Raw genomic sequence first — 14679 nt, 5'->3', positions numbered from 1 at the left:
ATTTGGGGGGCCGCCGCCACGCGCCATCCATGGCGCGGGGCGGCTAAACCGGCATCCCTGCCGGTTTACCCCCCAAATCACTATCGGATTCCGGCCAGCGTGGTTTAACGGGGCGCCTAGATCAAAAACAAGATCAAGAGCGACTCGCTTCGCATCGTGGTTACTGTTGGCTGCTACAAAGTTGTGTAGATACCTATGGTCATCGGGGGCAAGCCCCCTCCCACATTGAAACTGTGTAGGCCGTTAGAGGGTGTAGGCGATGCCGACCTGCACCGTGCGCGGTGCGCCTGGGTAGGCATATACGTTGCCGAACGCACCTTCTTCATACTCGCGGTTGAACAGGTTTTTCACGTCCAGGTTCAGGCGTACCTGTTCGTTGACCTTGTAATAGCCCAGCAGGTCGACCACGGTGTAGGCGTCCATCGAGAAGGCGGTATTGGCGGTCTGCCCGGCGCGCTGGTCGACGTATTTGCCGCCCACACCGAGGCCCAGGCCCTTGAGGGCGCCGTCCTGGAACTCATAGACGTTGAGCAGGCTGAAGCTGTTGCGCGGGATGTTCAACAAACGCGTGCCGGAGCGGATGCTGTTGTCCTTGGTGACTTCGGCATCCACGTAGGCATAGCCGCCGATGATGCGCCACTCAGGCGTGAGGTTGCCCGCGACGTTGAGGTCAAAGCCTCGGCTGCGCACTTCACCTGCGGCGACGCTAAACGTGTTGATCACCGGGTCGGTCGTCAGTACGTTTTTCTTGTCGATCTGATAGATCGAAGCGTCGACGCTCAGTTGGCGGTCCAGGGCTTCCCACTTGATCCCCATCTCATAGGACTTGCCCTTTTCCGGCGCGAAGCCACCGCCTTCGCGTGCCGCACCGGTGTTCGGCTTGAACGAACGTGCGGCGTCGGCATACACCGCGACGGTATCGGTGAGGTCGTAGATCACACCCACACGTGGGGTGACGGCGTTTTCTGCGCTCTGGAAGGGGTTCACGCGAGGCACGTAACTTTCATAGTCATGTTCAAACCGTTCGAAACGTGCGCCAGCCAGGACCTTCAAGCGCTCGGTCAGGGCCACCTGGTCCTGCACGAAGGCCGCGTAGGTCTTGAGGTTTTCCTTGTCATGCGTCGGCGTGCGCGTCAGCGGCGGGCGCGCCTGGCCGTAGACCGGGTTGAAGATATCGATCGGGTAAGTGCCCGCAGTGGCGCTGGAGCGCTGGATGATCGACTTATAGTTGTAGTCTTCGTACTCGATGCCGGTCAGCAGGGTGTGCTCGAAACCGGCGGTGGAGAAATGCCCGGTCAGGTTGAGCTGATAATCCTTGTCGGTCCATTCCAGCTTGCGGTAATTGAAGTTGCGCTGCAGGGTGCGACCATCGGCGCCCAGGCCGTTAGCCTCGATTGCGTTGCCCTTCAACGTCCCGTCCAACCACTGGAAACCACCGCCCAACGTCCAGTTGTCATTGAGCGCATGCTCGAAACGCAACTGCGCCATGTTGTTGTCGTTATGCAGCTTGCCTACGTCCTTGTCGCCCCAGAACGTCTCGCGCGACGGCGTGCCTCGCTGGTTCGGGTAGCGCGTCAGGCCACGGTCCAAGGGGGCATTGTTGCGCATGAAGTCGCCTTCGAAGATCACCTTGGTGTCATCGCTGGCCTGCCAGGTGAGCACCGGCGTCACGCCGTAGCGTTCGGTCTCGACGTGATCGCGAAAAGTGTCGCCGCCCTCGCCCACCACGTTCAGGCGATAGGCCAGGCGGCCTGCTTCGTCCAGCGGGCCGGAGGCATCCAGGGTGCCGCGCTTCATGCCTTGGTCATTGACTTGGCTGCCCAGGGTGACGCTGCGTTCGGCCAGCGGCTGCTTGGACACCACGTTGAACGTGCCCCCGGGGTCGCCACGGCCGTAGAGCATGGTCGCCGGGCCGCGCAACACCTCGAGGCGCTCGATGGTATTGGCATCCGGCATGTTCGGGTAACCGCGATTGATCGGGAAACCGTTGCGGTAGAACTCACCGGTGGTAAAGCCGCGCACGGTGAAGGTGGTCAGGCCCTGGCCACCGAAGTTGTTGGCGCGGCCAACCCCGCCGGCATAGTCAAGGGCATCCTGCAGGCGCGTTGCGCCGATGTCTTCGACCACATCCCTGGACACCACGCTGATGGACTGCGGAGTTTCATGAATCGAGGTGTCGGTGCGCGTCGCACTGGCTGATCGCGTGGCGTGGTAGCCCTGCACCGGGCCCTGGGCTGACTCAAAATCCGCCGTGGCGGTCACATTGGTTGCTTGCAGCTCGATACCGGCTTTTTCAGCGGGAGCCTCTTCTGCCCACGAGAAAGGGGAAAACGCCTGAAGCACACAAATGGAAATCAGGGTACGACGCATGGATGTTGAACCTAGTGAATGAGCCAGATGGGGCGGCAAACCTGCCAAGAATTCGCCGCGCATCATATATCAACGCATTCGCGTTTGACATCCATTCTCATTTGTTATTTTTCGCGTATCGCCTTTGTATCGATTGGCTCGGTATTCCTGATGTCCATAAACCAAATGTGGGAGGGGGCTTGCCCCCGATGGCGGTGGATCAACCAGACAATCTGGTACTGACCCACCGCTATCGGGAGCAAGCCCCCTCCCACAATTTTACCGAGTCGCTAGCTCAGCGATAACGTTCCAACCAATGCGCGTAAGGCGCCGGCAAGGTCCAGGACGACTTGTCCACGCCCAGTTCCTTGGCCGCAAAGTACGCCCAATGCGGATCGGCCAAGTGCGCGCGGCCCACGGAGACCAGGTCAAGATGCCCGGCCTGCAGCGCGCCTTCGGCCAGTTGCGGTGTACCAAAGCCCCACGCCGAGGTCACCGGAATACCGGCTTCACGGCGCACACGTTCGGCAATCGGCCCCATGAACGCCGGGCCCCATGGGATGTTGGTGTCGGGAATGGTGAACCCAACGCTGACGCTGAGCAGGTCCAGGCCACCGGCCTTGAATCGGCGGGCCAGTTCGATGGACTCGGTGAGGGTCTGCTCATCACGGCCGTCGTACTCGATCACGCCGAAGCGGGCGGTGAGCGGCAGGTTTTCCGGCCAAACTTCACGCACGGCGGCCAGGGTTTCCAGAAGGAAGCGGCTGCGGTTGTCGAAGCTGCCACCGTAGGCGTCAGTACGCTGGTTGGAGTGTTCGGAGAAAAAGCTCTGGCCCAGGTAGCCATGGGCGAAGTGCAGCTCGATCCATTCAAAACCGGCGTCACGGGCGCGGCGGGCGGCGTCGACGAAGTCTTGCTGGACGCGGGCGATGTCCTCCAGGGTCATGGCACGCGGTACGTTGGGCAGGTTCGCGCCGAACGCAATAGCCGACGGGGCGATGGTTTCCCAGCTGCGGGCATCGGAGGCCGGGATGTGGTCGTCGCCTTCCCATGGACGGTTGGCGCTGGCTTTGCGGCCGGCGTGGGCAATCTGGATACCGGGGACGGAACCCGCAGCCTTGATCGCCTTGACCATCGGCACGAACGCCTCGGCATGGGCATCGCTCCAGATACCGGCGCAGCCTGGGGTGATACGCCCTTCCGGCGCGACGGCAGTAGCCTCGACCACCAGCAGGCCGGCACCGCCACGGGCCATGCCGGCCAGGTGCACGTGGTGCCAGTCATTGACCATGCCGTCGTCGGCCATGTATTGGCACATCGGCGGGATGGCAATGCGATTGCGCAAGGTAACGTCTTTGAGTTTGAACGGTTCGAACAAAGCGGACATCAGATACTCCGGATAAGCGTGCGTGATTCGATAGTTCGATGGTAATCGAACTATGGTATTCAACGCTACCCCGCTGTTATGATCCGCGCCATGCGAGCCTTCAAACACCCTACCCCGCAAGAGCTGACACTTGAGCGCGTGCTCTACGCCCTCAGCGACCCCGTGCGCCTGGACATCGTGCGCTGCCTGGCCGGCGTGCCCGAAGCCAGTTGTGGCGAACTGGACGGCGGGCGCCCCAAATCGAGCATGTCCCACCACTTCAGGGTGTTACGCGATGCGGGCCTGGTGAACACGCGCAATGTCGGCACCACCCACATGAACTCATTGCGTCGCGAAGAGCTCGAAGGCCGCTTCCCCGGCTTGCTGGCGAGTGTGCTTGCCCAGCGCTGAACACCGGCCCCTGGGCTTCAGGCCGTGACCGGCCGCAGCGGCGCGCCATCCAGATGCACACAGTCTTTGCCGTTGCGCTTGGCGCCATACAGGTTTTTGTCGGCTAACTTGAGCACCGTCGACAATTCGTCACCTGCCGAAAAGCGCGCCATGCCGGCACTGCACGTGTAGTTGTGAGGCGGGGCGACGCTGCAGCGGATCGCCTGCAACAAATCCAGCACAAACTCGCCGGCCAGCGCCGGGTCATCGCCCAGCAACAACACGCCGAACTCTTCCCCACCGATGCGTCCAAAGCTGTGGCTGCCCTTGGCGTTTTTCAGGCAGAGCGCCATGGCGCGCAAAATCTTATCGCCGACGTCGTGGCCGTACAGGTCATTCTTGGCCTTGAAACTGTCGATATCCAACATGATGAAGTAGCCGCCCTGGCCACTGTCGAGCAACTTTTCGAAGCTTTGCATGAACGCGCGCCGGTTGAGGATAGAGGTCAGGTAATCGGTCTCGGCCAATGCGCGAAACTCACTTTCCACCAGCAACACCGAACGCAGGTTCTTCAAGTATGAGTAACTCAGGATGAAACCGATCGACACCGACGACGCGCAAAATATCAGCAGATAACTTTGGGTTGCGGCATAGAGTTCGGCCTGCATCGGCGACCACAGGATAAGCCAGACCGACAGGGCGCCGACCAGATAATCCTGGACACTGATAAACAGGATCGCGCTGCCGACCACCAGCGTGACGGCCAGGGGCAAACCGTAGATACGCAATGGCGGATTCAAGTGGATGATGTAGGCAAACCCCACCGACAACAGCACGATATAGATCACCCCCAGCGACCGCCACAACAGGAAGTTCGTGGTCAGCGAATGAACACGGCACACAACTAACAGGCCGAGGGTGACGCTCAACACATACGGGTCGAACAGCATGGCCTGGATCAAGCCGATACCAATCCAGGCGATGATGCCTATCCATTCGGCTTGCGTTACCGCAGGCGACAGCAACCGGCGCATCCTGGGCCTTAACTTCAAGTGAGCAGGCATCCCTACGCTCCCATTTCAATAGCATGCAGGCCAACCGCAAATGAAAAGGCCATGAACCGCTTTACCAGGCTGACAAAGGGCGGCAAAACTTCCAGCCGGGTCTTGGAGTGCGCTTTGAAATAGCCTTTTTCCACGCCCTCCTGCACCATTCGAATAATGTGGGTCTTGGACACCGAAAGTTGCTTGGCCAATGCCAGATACGAAGATGACCTGAACGTTGCCCGATCATTTTCCGGCGCAAAGGCATCGTTATAAATGGCCAGCATCAACAGGTGCCCGGCGTCTCTTTTCACCAGCCAGTAACACTCGGGCAGCAATACATCGACCGTGAGGTCGGCGTCGAGAATGATGGCAAACCCCTTGAAGTAAAGGGCCAGGAAACCGCGGTCATCCAACTCGCGCAATTGTTGAAAAATCGCCCTCTCGGGGTACAGCCGCGCCAACGACTCCGTGAGTGAGGTCAACATCAGGCGCGCTTCACGGCAGGCTTCGTCGGAGGGCGCATACACCCTGAAGCGACTGTCTTCGGGGTGCGGCGCAACCTCCATGAAGCCCAGCGCACGAAACAACAGAAAGATCGATTCCAGGCTGTTTTTCGAACAATACCTGCGCGTGACGCACAGGTTTTTTACTTCGGACAACAACGGCAGCGGTGTGGCGAAGTACTCGCTCAATAACGCAAACGACACCATCAAACGGCTGTATTTAAGTGCACTCTTATAGAAAAACGGTCGTCTGGAATAGGGCACGAGCAGCACGTGGTAATGCGCTCTCAAGCACGATTCAAAATCCCTATGACGTTCGAGCGCTTGCGCGGTATTACACATAGCCGACTTCAACGAACTGACATGCATGAAAGAGCCCTGATCATCCAACTTGATTCCACTGATCTCAGCTACGAAATCCCTGCAGCCCGGCCCCAAAACAAATCACGTGGTAAACCCTGCGGTTAATGGCTTTTTGCCTCGGCGCAATGTACAGCGATTGCCGCGCCAGACGACATCAGTACCAAAGTTGTTCCAGATTTCCCGAACCGGGTCCCGTCAGGCGAACCTTCACCCGTCTACGGCGTCGTAACCTGGCACTGTTGCCAACCGCACGCCGCGAGGTTCTCGTTTGAAAGCTGCCCTTCTCAAGAAATACCGCCTGATCATCAAGACCATGGGCTATGTGGGCTGGGCCCTGTTCTGGCTGTTGCTGTGGGATATCGCCGTCACGGTGGATTTCATGCTGTTCCTCAACTCCAAGATCAACCTGCCGCTGATGCCCCTGACCTTGCTGGGTTCGGCACTGGTGGTGTTGATCAGTTTCCGTAACAGCAGCGCCTACAACCGCTGGTGGGAAGCGCGCACCTTATGGGGCTCGATGGTCAACAACTCGCGCAGCTTCGCCCGCCAGGTACTGACCCTGCTGGACGATCCCGACAGCGAAGTGAACCCGATCAAATCCACGCTGTTGCGTCGTCATGTGGCCTATGTGAATTGCCTGGCCGCGCACCTCAAGGGCGAGCCCTGCCCGGAGGAAGTGCGCGCGTTCATCCCTGACGCGGAATTCGCCCGCAATGGCGCAACCAACAACTTCGCCAACGACATTCTCACTGGCTCAGCTGCATTGCTGGCCCGGGAATACAAGGCCGGTCATCTGGACAGCATCCGCCTGGCGCGGTTGGAGTCGACCCTGGTGGACCTGTCCAACGCCCAGGGCGGCATGGAGCGGATCGCCAACACGCCGCTGCCCTACCCTTACGTGTATTTTCCACGTCTGTTCATCTCGCTGTTCTGCCTGATCGTGCCCGTGGGCCTGGTGGAATCCCTCGGCTGGTTCACCCCGCTGGCGTCCACGGTGGTGGGTTTCATGCTGCTGGCCATCGAACGCATCGGTACCGACCTGCAAAGCCCGTTTCGCTCCAGTGAACATCAGATTCAAATGGAAGCGATCTGCGAAACCATCGAGAAGAACCTGCAGTCGATGCGCCGTGACGCCCTGGCCGGTGACCAGATCGGCTGATTGCCCCCGCCCCTCAAGTGCCAGCGCCCTCGGTCGATAAACCGAGGGTACGCATGGCCTTTTGTCTTTATAAAAACGCATGCGACGCACTGCACGACCGTTTTCTCCTTGCCAAAACTATAAATACCCGCGGGTGAAGTCATGAATATCAAGCAGAAGCTGACATGGGCGTTTGCGGCCATCGCGTGCCTTCCGGTCATCCTGGTCGCGATGATCGTGGTGCTGAATGTGCGTGAAGGAGCCCTTGCCAACTTTCTCGACAGCAGCGGCCGCGAGATCCGCCAGATCGACAATGGCATGAAGCAGTTTTTCGACGGCATCAGCCAGAACGTCGAGTACGTGGCCAAGGACCCGCGCGTTATCGCGGCCAAGGACCTGAAGAGCTACGCCAGCGCGGACGCCGCGCAAATCCCGCTCACACCCACCAACACCGAACTGCTGGCGATTTTCGACCAGTTCGCCAAAAGCCATCCCAGCACTGCCTACCTGTCCCTGGGCCTGCGCGACGGCGGCTACGCCAGCTGGCCGGACGACGCCAAACTGACTAACTACGACCCACGCGTGCGCCCCTGGTACCAGGCGGCCATTGCTGCGCCGGGCAAGACCGTGCGCACCGGTGCCTATTACTGGGCACCGGACGATGTGGTGCTGATCGGTACCGTGCATACCGTCGCCGACACCACTGGCAATATCCTTGGCGTGGTCGGCCTGGACGTGTCGCTCAAGCAGCTCACCGAACTGGTGCGCACCATCAAGCTGGGCGACAGCGGCTACCTGATGCTGGTGGAAGGCAACGGCAACGTGCTGGTAGACCCCAGCGACGCCAAGCACAACTTCAAGCCCCTGGCCGACCTGGGGCCCAACTACGCCGAACTGGCCAAGGGCGGCGACGGCGTGACCCGGATCGACATCGACGGCGTGGCCTATATGGCCAACGTGGTCAGCTCCAAAGACCTGGGCTGGCGCTTTATCGGCCTGATCAAGCGTGACGAAGTGATGGCGGGCGCCACCCGCCTGACGTGGTTGATCGCCGCCATCGCCGCCGTCTTGGCGGCGGTATTCGCCATCGTCGGCGCCAGTTTCGCCCGCGTGATCGTGCGTCCGATTCGCGGCGTGGCCGACGGCCTGCAGGAAATTGCCGAAGGTGAAGGCGACCTCACGCGCCAGCTCAAGGTGCAGGGCAAGGACGAAACCGCCAGCCTGGCCGGTTGGTTCAACCAGTTCCTGAGCATGATCGCCCAGTTGGTGCAGCGCATCGGCAACGCGTCTTCGGACCTGCAAACCGCCGCCGCCGACACCCGTGAAGTGGCCAATAACATGAACCAGGCCGCCGGCCGCCAACGCGAAGCCGTGGAACTGGTGAGCACCGCCTTCAACGAAATGGTGGCCACCGCCAATGAAGTGGCGCGCTCGTGCAGCGCCGCCGCGTCGAGTGCCGACGAAGGCTATCGCGACGTACACAACGGCCAGCAGCACATCGGCGAAGCCACCGGCAGCGTGCTCAAGCTCAGCGAAGACCTGCAGAAATCCACGCAGACCATGCAGTTGCTCGAACAAGACAGCCAGAACATCAACGCCATCCTCGACACCATCCGCTCGATTGCCGAACAGACCAACCTGCTGGCACTCAACGCTGCGATTGAAGCCGCACGCGCCGGCGATCAGGGCCGAGGGTTCGCCGTGGTCGCCGACGAAGTCCGCGCCCTCGCCCGCCGCACCGCCGACTCCACCGGCGAGATCGACAGCCTGCTGGGCAATCTCGCCCGCCGCACCAAGGAAGTCACCCAGCAGATGCAAAGCAGCCTGCAGGGGTCGCACACCAGCGTGGAACGCATCCAGCAGGCCCGCGACAGCTTTGACAAGATTCGCGGTTCGGTGGACTCGATTCGCGACCAGAACACCCAGATCGCCACCGCCGCCGAAGAGCAGCACCAAGTGGCCGAAGAGATCAACCGGCACATCGCACAGATTCATGCCGATGCGCAGTTGGTTGAAGAGTTTGCGCATACGGCGCAGAGCGGGTCGGGGCGTTTGACCGACATCTCCGGTCAGCTCAACGGCCTGGTGGGCCGCTTCAAGTTCTGACGTCCTCTCCCAAGACAGGCGGTGAGCCCTTCACCGCCTGATCGCTGCATAACCCCCCTCCTCAACAAACCCACGCACGCTTGCCTGGGATCTTGCCGCACGCCTATTGCGCTTCTCGTATTATGGTATACCATCATACGCAGACCTTCACTTAGACGGAGCAGCCCATGAGTTTCGAAATCCGCAAGATCGTCAGTTATGTAGAAGAGACCTTTATCGAGGGCGGCAAAGCCTCCGACACGCCCGTGAAAATGGTCGGCCTGGCCGTGGTACTGAAAAACCCCTGGCTGGGCCGTGGTTTCGTCGAAGACCTGAAGCCGGAGATCCGCGCTAACTGCTCCGACCTCGGCGCGCTGATGGTCGAGCGCCTGGTGGGCATCATCGGCGGTGCCGACAAGATCGAGGCCTACGGCAAAGCGGCCGTGGTAGGCGCCGATGGCGAGATCGAACATGCGAGTGCGATCATCCATACCCTGCGCTTCGGCAACCACTACCGTGACGCCGTCAAGGCCAAAAGCTACCTGAGCTTCACCAACAAGCGCGGCGGCCCGGGTACCTCGATCCAGATTCCAATGATGCACAAGGACGACGAAGGCCTGCGTTCGCACTACATCACCCTGGAAATGCAAATCGAAGACGCGCCGCGCGCTGACGAAATCGTCGTCGTGCTGGGCTGCGCCGATGGCGGTCGCCTGCACCCACGGATCGGCAACCGTTACATCGACCTGGAAGAGCTGGCGGCTGAAAAAGCCCAGTAAGCGACACCGGCCATAACAAAAAGCATGCAGGAGCGCTCCATGATTCGGCTCACCGCTGAACGCACCCCGGCAGGTACCAGTTACCTGGCGACCGGCCAAGGCCAGCCTGTGGTTTTGATCCACGGCGTGGGCCTGAACAAAGAAATGTGGGGCGGGCAAATCGTTGGCCTGGCCACCAATTACCATGTGATCAGCTATGACATGCTCGGCCATGGCGCCAGCCCGCGCCCGGCCGCCGGCACGCCGTTGCTCGGCTATGCGGACCAGTTGCTGGAGCTGCTCGACCACCTGCAACTGCCCCAGGCCACGGTAATCGGGTTTTCCATGGGCGGCCTGGTGGCACGGGCGTTTGCCCTGCATTACCCCGACCGTCTCAAAAGCCTGGTGGTGCTCAATAGTGTATTCAACCGCAGCCCCGAGCAGCGTGCCGGCGTGATCGCACGCACGGCCCAGGCCGCCGAGCACGGGCCGGATGCGAATGCGGAAGCGGCGCTGTCGCGCTGGTTCAGCCGTGAATACCAGGCGGCCAACCCGGCGCAAATCGCCGCGTTGCGCCAGACCCTGGCAGGCAACGACCCCCAGGGCTACCTCACCACCTACGAGCTGTTTGCGACCCAGGACATGTACCGCGCCGACGACCTCAAGGGGTTGCGCGTGCCTACCCTGGTCGCCACCGGCGAACTGGACCCCGGCTCGACGCCGGAAATGGCCCGGCAACTGGCCGACCGTATTCCCGGCGCCACGGTTGCGGTGCTGGCCGAGCAACGGCATATGATGCCGGTGGAATCACCGCGCCTGGTCAATAGCCTGCTGCTGGGGTTCCTCGACACCGTGTACGCCCAAAACAATCCAATAAAGGGGATCGTTGCATGACACTCGCACGCTTCCAGATGTGCATCGGCGGTGAATGGGTCGATGCCCTGTCCGGCAAGACTTTCGAAAGCCTCAACCCGGCCCTGGCCGAACCCTGGGCGCAATTGCCCGATGCCGATGAAGCCGACGTGGACCGCGCCGTACAGGCCGCGCAATCGGCTTTCGATAGCCCGGCCTGGCGCAGCCTCAGCGCCACAGCACGGGGCAAATTGCTGCGCCGCCTGGGTGACTTGATCGCCGAAAACACAGAACAACTGGCGCAGCTGGAAAGCCGCGACAACGGCAAACTGATCCGCGAGACCCGTGGCCAGGTGAGCTATCTGCCGGAGTTCTTCCACTACACCGCAGGCCTGGCCGACAAGCTCGAAGGCGGCACCTTGCCGCTGGACAAACCGGACCTGTTCGCCTACACGGTCCACGAAGCCATGGGCGTGGTCGCCGCGATCATTCCGTGGAACAGCCCGCTGTACCTGACGGCGATCAAACTCGCGCCGGCCCTGGCGGCGGGCAATACCATCGTGATCAAACCCTCGGAGCACGCTTCGGCAACCGTCCTGGAGCTGGCGCGCCTGGCGCTGGAAGCCGGGATTCCACCAGGCGTGGTCAACGTGGTGACCGGCTACGGCCCGAGCACCGGCGCCGCCCTTACCCGCCACCCGCTGGTACGCAAGATCGCCTTTACCGGCGGCGCGGCCACGGCACGGCATGTGGTGCGCAGCAGCGCGGAGAACTTCGCCAAGCTGTCGCTGGAACTGGGCGGCAAATCGCCGAATATCATTTTTGCCGACGCCGACCTCGACAGCGCCATCAACGGTGCAATCGCCGGGATCTACGCGGCGTCAGGGCAAAGCTGCGTGTCCGGTTCGCGCCTGCTGGTGCAGGATGAAATCTACGACGAGTTCGTCGAGCGCCTGGTTGAACGCGCCCAACGCATTCGCATCGGCAACCCGCAGGACGACGCCAGCGAGATGGGCCCCATGGCCACCGCCCAGCAACTGGCCGTGGTCGAAGGCCTGGTGGCGGATGCCATCGCTGAAGGCGCGCGCCTGCGCACCGGTGGCAAGCGCCCGCAGAACCTCGGCGAAGGCTGGTTCTATGAGCCGACGCTGTTCGAGTGCGACACCAATTCGATGAAGATCATGCAGGAAGAAGTGTTCGGCCCAGTGGCTTCGGTGATCCGTTTCAAGGACGAAGCCCAGGCCCTGGCCATCGCCAACGACTCGCAGTTCGGCCTCGCCGCCGGCATCTGGACCCGTGACCTCGGCCGCGCCCATCGCCTGGCACGCGATGTGCGCTCGGGGATCATCTGGGTCAACACCTACCGCGCCGTCTCGGCCATGGCGCCCATCGGCGGCTTCAAGAACAGCGGCTATGGACGCGAAAGCGGCATCGATTCGGTGCTCGCCTACACCGAGCTGAAGACGGTGTGGATCAACCTCTCCCAGGCGCCCATGCCTGATCCCTTTGTGATGCGTTAAGAGACCACAACCATGATCGAACCCGGCATTTACAAAGACGTCATGAGCTCGTTTCCTTCGGGCGTCACGGTGGTCACCACCCTCGACCCGGACGGCGGCATCGTCGGCATCACCGCCAGCGCCTTCAGTGCGCTGTCGATCGACCCGGCCCTGGTGCTGTTCTGCCCCAACTACGCGTCGGACACCTACCCGATCCTGCGCGACAGCAAGCGCTTCGCGATCCACCTGCTATCCGCCGGCCAGACCGCCGAAGCCTATGCCTTCGCCAGCAAAGGCAAGGAAAAGGCCAAGGGCATCGAGTGGCATCTCAGCGAGCTGGGCAACCCGCTGCTGGCCAACGCCACGGCCATCATCGAGTGCGAGTTGTGGCGCGAATACGACGGCGGCGACCACGCGATCATTGTCGGTGCGGTGAAGAACCTGATCCTGCCCACACAGCCGGTCACGCCGATGATCTATCACAAGGGCAAGCTGGGCCCACTGCCGACCCTGGCCTGAGGAGCGCTGAAGCATGAGCAACGACAAGTATGAACAGGGCCTGAAAATTCGTACCCAAGTCTTGGGTGAAGCCTATGTACAGCGTTCAATCGACAACGCCGACGACTTCACCCGACCGCTGCAGGAGATGGTCACCGAGTACTGCTGGGGCCATGTGTGGGGCCGGGAGGGTTTGTCGCTTAAAGAACGCAGCATGATAAACTTGGCAATGATTTCGGCCCTCAATCGGCCTCACGAACTCAAGCTGCACGTGCGTGGCGCCTTGCGCAACGGGCTAAGTCGTGAACAAATACGCGAAATTCTGCTTCAGGTCGGCATTTACTGCGGGGTTCCCGCTGCTGTGGACAGCTTCCGGCTGGCCCGTGAAGCCTTCGCCGAAGCCGATGCCGAGGCCTCCAGTTAACCGCTACATTCAGAGCAGACCCCATGAAACGCGCGCCCCTCGACGATAGCTTCAAGGTCAATCACAACCCGGTCACCCTGCGCGAAATCGTGCTGGAGAAACTGCGCAGCGCCATCATGAATTTCCAGCTACTGCCCGGTGACCGCCTGGTGGAGCGCGACCTGTGTGACCGCCTCGGTGTCAGCCGCACGTCGGTGCGCGAAGCCTTGCGCCACCTGGAGTCCGAAGGCCTGGTGGAATTCGCCGATGCCAAGGGCCCGCAGGTGGCGATCATCACCCTGGCCGATGCCGTCGATATCTATGAACTGCGCTGCGTGCTCGAAGGCTTGATCGTGCAGCTGTTCACCCTGCGCGCCAAGGCCAAGGACATCAAGGCCCTGGAAAAAGCCCTTGAGGAAAACCGCAAGGCTCTCAAGGAAGGCGAACTGCAGCAAGTGATCGACTCCGTGCAGGGGTTCTACGATGTGTTGCTCGAAGGCTGCGGCAATCACGTAGCCGCCACTCAATTGCGCCAGTTGCAGGCGCGTATCAGCTACCTGCGCGCGACGTCTGTGTCCCAGCAAAACCGGCGTGGCGCCAGCAACCAGGAAATGGAACGCATGGTTCAGGCGATCAAGAGCGGTGACCCCCTGGCCGCCCACCAGGCCTGCGTCGATCACGTGCGTGCAGCGGCAGCCGTGGCCCTGGATTACCTCAAGCGCAAACAGGAAGAAACCGGCAAGCTCCCCGAGATCACCCTGCCTATTGCGCTCAAAGAACCGCGCATAGGTCACTGACCGTGCCCAGCCCCAGCTTCTGCCCGACCTGCGGCGGCCGTGACCTCGGTCACCAGCTGCCACCGGGCGACACCCACGAGCGCCTGATGTGCCGGGGCTGTGGCTACATCCACTACATCAACCCCAAGATCATCGCCGGTTGCATCATCGAGCAGGACGGCAAGTACCTGCTGTGCCAGCGCGCAATCCCCCCGCGCCCCGGCACCTGGACGCTACCGGCGGGCTTCATGGAAGGTGGCGAAACCACCGAAGAAGCGGCGTTGCGCGAAGTCTGGGAAGAGACCGGCGTGCGCGCCGAGATCGTGTCGCCCTACTCGATTTTCAGCGTGCCGAAAATCAGCGAGGTGTACATCATCTTCCGCGCCATCGCGCTAGAGATCACCGGCCAGTTCGGCCCGGAAACCCTGGCCTACACATTCTTCGCCCCCGAGGACATTCCGTGGGATAGCATCTACTACCCGGCGATCCGGCAGATTCTCGAGCGTTACATCGAGGAACGCCAGGCTGGGGTGTATGGCATCTACATGGGGAATGATGACATTGGCAAGATTCACTTCATGCGCTGAGCCCAGGTCAAACCGGTCTCAATGTGGCAGGCGCGGTGCGACGATTCGCGTTGCTCCCGATAACAG

Annotated in this window: 13 protein-coding genes and 2 pseudogenes; 11 read left to right on the top strand and 4 right to left on the bottom strand. The window is 61.3% G+C overall.

What is annotated here, in order from left to right; genetic code table 11:
• Positions 1-243: 243 nt before the first annotated feature.
• Together C4J88_RS11415 and C4J88_RS11410 are read right to left on the bottom strand one after the other, a co-directional pair.
• On the bottom strand, positions 244-2370 hold the full coding sequence (locus C4J88_RS11415) for a TonB-dependent siderophore receptor (protein WP_124406954.1): 2127 nt from the start codon (positions 2368-2370) through the stop codon (positions 244-246).
• 274 nt (positions 2371-2644) lie between these two features.
• Positions 2645-3736 carry an NADH:flavin oxidoreductase/NADH oxidase gene (locus C4J88_RS11410; protein WP_124386170.1) on the bottom strand — a complete coding sequence of 364 codons (1092 nt, stop codon included), beginning with the start codon at positions 3734-3736 and terminating at the stop codon, positions 2645-2647.
• 90 nt (positions 3737-3826) lie between these two features.
• Between C4J88_RS11410 and C4J88_RS11405 the strand changes: the two genes are divergently transcribed.
• Positions 3827-4126, top strand: coding sequence for a helix-turn-helix transcriptional regulator (locus tag C4J88_RS11405; protein WP_124366712.1), 300 nt, complete (start codon positions 3827-3829; stop codon positions 4124-4126).
• Between the two features lie 17 nt (positions 4127-4143).
• Here C4J88_RS11405 and C4J88_RS11400 read toward each other — a convergent pair whose 3' ends face one another.
• Both C4J88_RS11400 and C4J88_RS11395 read right to left on the bottom strand, forming a co-directional pair.
• Complete coding sequence (locus C4J88_RS11400) at positions 4144-5169, bottom strand: GGDEF domain-containing protein (protein WP_124406953.1); 1026 nt, start codon at positions 5167-5169, stop codon at positions 4144-4146.
• A 2-nt stretch (positions 5170-5171) separates the two neighbouring features.
• On the bottom strand, positions 5172-6023 hold the full coding sequence (locus tag C4J88_RS11395) for a hypothetical protein (RefSeq protein ID WP_177412812.1): 852 nt from the start codon (positions 6021-6023) through the stop codon (positions 5172-5174).
• A gap of 262 nt (positions 6024-6285) precedes the next feature.
• Between C4J88_RS11395 and C4J88_RS11390 the strand changes: the two genes are divergently transcribed.
• The 10 genes and pseudogenes from C4J88_RS11390 to C4J88_RS11350 all read left to right on the top strand — a co-directional run bounded on the left by C4J88_RS11390 (position 6286) and on the right by C4J88_RS11350 (position 14613).
• Entirely contained in the window at positions 6286-7176 is an 891-nt protein-coding gene (locus C4J88_RS11390) for a bestrophin family protein (protein ID WP_124362462.1), read from the top strand.
• Positions 7177-7317: 141 nt separating this feature from the next.
• Positions 7318-8397: pseudogene (locus C4J88_RS28055) on the top strand (cache domain-containing protein); the annotation flags it as partial.
• A 327-nt stretch (positions 8398-8724) separates the two neighbouring features.
• Positions 8725-9261: pseudogene (locus tag C4J88_RS28050) on the top strand (methyl-accepting chemotaxis protein); the annotation flags it as partial.
• A gap of 167 nt (positions 9262-9428) precedes the next feature.
• Positions 9429-10019 (top strand): amino acid synthesis family protein, encoded by a 591-nt coding sequence (locus tag C4J88_RS11380; protein WP_124366708.1) that lies wholly within the window; start codon positions 9429-9431, stop codon positions 10017-10019.
• A 39-nt stretch (positions 10020-10058) separates the two neighbouring features.
• Positions 10059-10892, top strand: a complete 834-nt coding sequence (locus tag C4J88_RS11375) for an alpha/beta fold hydrolase (RefSeq protein ID WP_124366707.1) — start codon at positions 10059-10061, stop codon at positions 10890-10892.
• Complete coding sequence (locus C4J88_RS11370; RefSeq protein ID WP_124366706.1) at positions 10889-12370, top strand: aldehyde dehydrogenase; 1482 nt, start codon at positions 10889-10891, stop codon at positions 12368-12370. The genes C4J88_RS11375 and C4J88_RS11370 overlap by 4 nt, the downstream gene beginning before the upstream one ends.
• A 12-nt stretch (positions 12371-12382) precedes the next feature.
• Positions 12383-12868 carry a flavin reductase family protein gene (locus tag C4J88_RS11365; protein WP_124366705.1) on the top strand — a complete coding sequence of 162 codons (486 nt, stop codon included), beginning with the start codon at positions 12383-12385 and terminating at the stop codon, positions 12866-12868.
• 13 nt (positions 12869-12881) lie between these two features.
• Positions 12882-13271: a carboxymuconolactone decarboxylase family protein gene (locus tag C4J88_RS11360; RefSeq protein ID WP_065883580.1), complete on the top strand. Its 390-nt coding sequence runs from the start codon at positions 12882-12884 to the stop codon at positions 13269-13271.
• A gap of 23 nt (positions 13272-13294) precedes the next feature.
• Complete coding sequence (locus C4J88_RS11355) at positions 13295-14047, top strand: GntR family transcriptional regulator (RefSeq protein ID WP_057721964.1); 753 nt, start codon at positions 13295-13297, stop codon at positions 14045-14047.
• A 2-nt stretch (positions 14048-14049) separates the two neighbouring features.
• Entirely contained in the window at positions 14050-14613 is a 564-nt protein-coding gene (locus C4J88_RS11350; RefSeq protein WP_124406951.1) for an NUDIX hydrolase, read from the top strand.
• The last annotated feature ends 66 nt before the right edge of the window (positions 14614-14679 follow it).

The organism is Pseudomonas sp. R4-39-08 (genome assembly GCF_003852275.1).
In the GTDB taxonomy this organism is placed as follows: Bacteria; Pseudomonadota; Gammaproteobacteria; order Pseudomonadales; family Pseudomonadaceae; genus Aquipseudomonas.
The sequence above is the reverse complement of the archived record's forward strand: the minus strand, read 5'-3'. Positions and strand labels throughout refer to the sequence as shown.